This window comes from Bacteroides sp. AF32-8BH (assembly GCF_003435205.1).
In the GTDB taxonomy this organism is placed as follows: domain Bacteria; phylum Bacteroidota; class Bacteroidia; order Bacteroidales; family Bacteroidaceae; genus Bacteroides; species Bacteroides ovatus.
The window spans coordinates 1-1931 of record NZ_QVLZ01000106.1; the positions used below are offsets into that span (position 1 = coordinate 1).

Sequence of the window (1931 nt, forward strand, 5' to 3'; positions counted from 1 at the left end):
TCTTCTAATCTCTGCTGTATAGCCGCCGAACGGTCTTTCACCCCGTCGGGGTAGTCGATGAGCCTGCGGTTTAAGTACGTGCGTGTGGGGTCGGCGTTCTTCGGTATGATGAAACGCTCGATATGTGCGGTCGTTCCGCTGTCGCTGCCGTGCGCCTTTTCCATGTGTAAAACTACGAAACCCATATATTCTTCCTTTCTTTTTTGGCTTGTGAAACAATGATTTTTTGTATCTTCGGGGGCGGCAAATGCCGTCCCCGATGGGGTGTGCAGAGGGGCTTGCCCCTTGCCTTATTGGGGAATTTTCAGCGATACGTAGTATTGCGGCTCGGAAAATTCCCTAATAAGCTACGGTATTTTCTTCGTAAATACCCTGCGGCGTGCCGTCCGTCTGCCCGTCTGCCTTTCGGCTATGGCTGTCCCTGCCGCCTGCTTGCCCGTAACCCCACCTTATTTTTTTCCTTTCGGTCGGTGGGTGGCGGGGCGGTCGTTTCCGTTTTCAAAGGCTCTTTTGCACGGGGCGGTCGGATACAAGGTTTTCCCGATAAATACGCTCGCAGCGAAGCGAGAGGAAGATTTATCGGGAAACGGTGCAGCCGCTTGACCTTTTAGCCGACATAAAGCCCCGTGCTTGCTTTGCCTTTGTAAACGGAAATGATTGCTCCGCTTTCCTCTGAAAAGAGGAATAGAACCTGCAATATATATCACCATAGTGATAGGTTTGCATGTTGGTATGCTGGTACGTTTGCATGTTGGTATGTTGATATGTTGGTATGTTGGTATGTTGGTATGTTGATATGTTGGTATGTTGATATGTTGGTATGTTGATATATCATCATGCTTGCCAACGGCTGTTGGGCTTGCCGTCCGAAACAACCGACACGAATACCGTCGTTTTCTCTTTTCTCCCGTGTATAATCCTCTCTAATAATGCCTTGCGGACTTTCGCCGCCCCGAACAATTCGATACGGAAAGCGAGGGCGGCTATCGTTTCGAGGTTGTAAACCTCCGCGCTGTATCTGTCCGATATGCGGATAATGCGCTTTATGTCATATATATTCAAAACTCCGCTTTTGCAGAGTGCCTTTATCCCTGCCCGAACCGTCGGGGCGATAACCCCGAACAGTTCGCAGATTTCCCGCTCGGTCATGGCGGTTGCACCTATATCGGTCGGCAGGGAGATATTGCCCTGCCCGTCCATCGTGATAATATTCCTTTCTTCTTTCATCGGTATTCTGTTTTTAATTAGATGGCTCGGCAGATATTCTTCTCCATGTCCTCCAACTTGTGCGACAAGGTTTCCATGTCTTGGCTTATCTTTTGGGCGGTGATTTTGGCGTAAATTTGGGTGGTCTTTATGTTCGTGTGTCCCAAAAGGCGGCTTACGGTTTCGATGGGTACGCCGTGCGACAGAAGCACGGTCGTGGCGTTCGTGTGGCGTGCAACATGATAGGTCAAGCGCACCTTGAAACCGCATTGTATGCCTATCTCTTTGAGTATTTTGTTGCAACTTCCGTTGCTCGGAACGGGGAAAACATGACCGTCCCTTGCCAGCCCCTTGTACTTCTCGATGATACGCTTGGGAACGTCCAAAAGGCGGATGTTCGATTCGGTGTTGGTCTTCTTTCTTCGGGTGATTATCCAAAGGTTGCCGTCGAAGAATGTTTGCAGGCGGTCGGCGGTGAGGTTCTTCACGTCCGAATACGCCAAACCCGTGAACACCGAAAAGACGAACAAGTCCCGTACAAGTTCATGGGTGGCATTCTTCATGGGTGCGTTCATGAGCGTCTGTATTTCCGTTTGGGTGAGGTAGCCCCTATCCACGCTTTCGGGAGAGTTGATATATCCGGCAAAGGGATTGAACGGCAAACGCCCGTCGTTCCTCGCAATGGAAACGATGTGTTTCAACACAATCATGTAGCCCCACACGGT

Annotated in this window: 3 protein-coding genes and 1 pseudogene; 1 reads left to right on the plus strand and 3 read right to left on the minus strand. The window is 50.2% G+C overall.

Annotated elements, in window-relative coordinates:
- Positions 1–185, minus strand: a pseudogene (locus DWZ47_RS31220) (plasmid recombination protein); the annotation flags it as partial.
- A 33-nt stretch (positions 186–218) separates the two neighbouring features.
- On the opposite strand from DWZ47_RS31220, the gene DWZ47_RS30550 reads away from it, so the two are divergent.
- On the plus strand, positions 219–611 hold the full coding sequence (locus DWZ47_RS30550) for a hypothetical protein (protein WP_158569987.1): 393 nt from the start codon (positions 219–221) through the stop codon (positions 609–611).
- Between the two features lie 223 nt (positions 612–834).
- On the opposite strand, the gene DWZ47_RS30185 is transcribed toward DWZ47_RS30550, so the two are convergent.
- Both DWZ47_RS30185 and DWZ47_RS30190 read right to left on the minus strand, forming a co-directional pair.
- On the minus strand, positions 835–1227 hold the full coding sequence (locus DWZ47_RS30185; RefSeq protein WP_117515681.1) for a hypothetical protein: 393 nt from the start codon (positions 1225–1227) through the stop codon (positions 835–837).
- A gap of 17 nt (positions 1228–1244) precedes the next feature.
- Positions 1245–1931: site-specific integrase (locus DWZ47_RS30190; protein ID WP_147330803.1), on the minus strand; the 687-nt coding region annotated here is incomplete at its 5' end.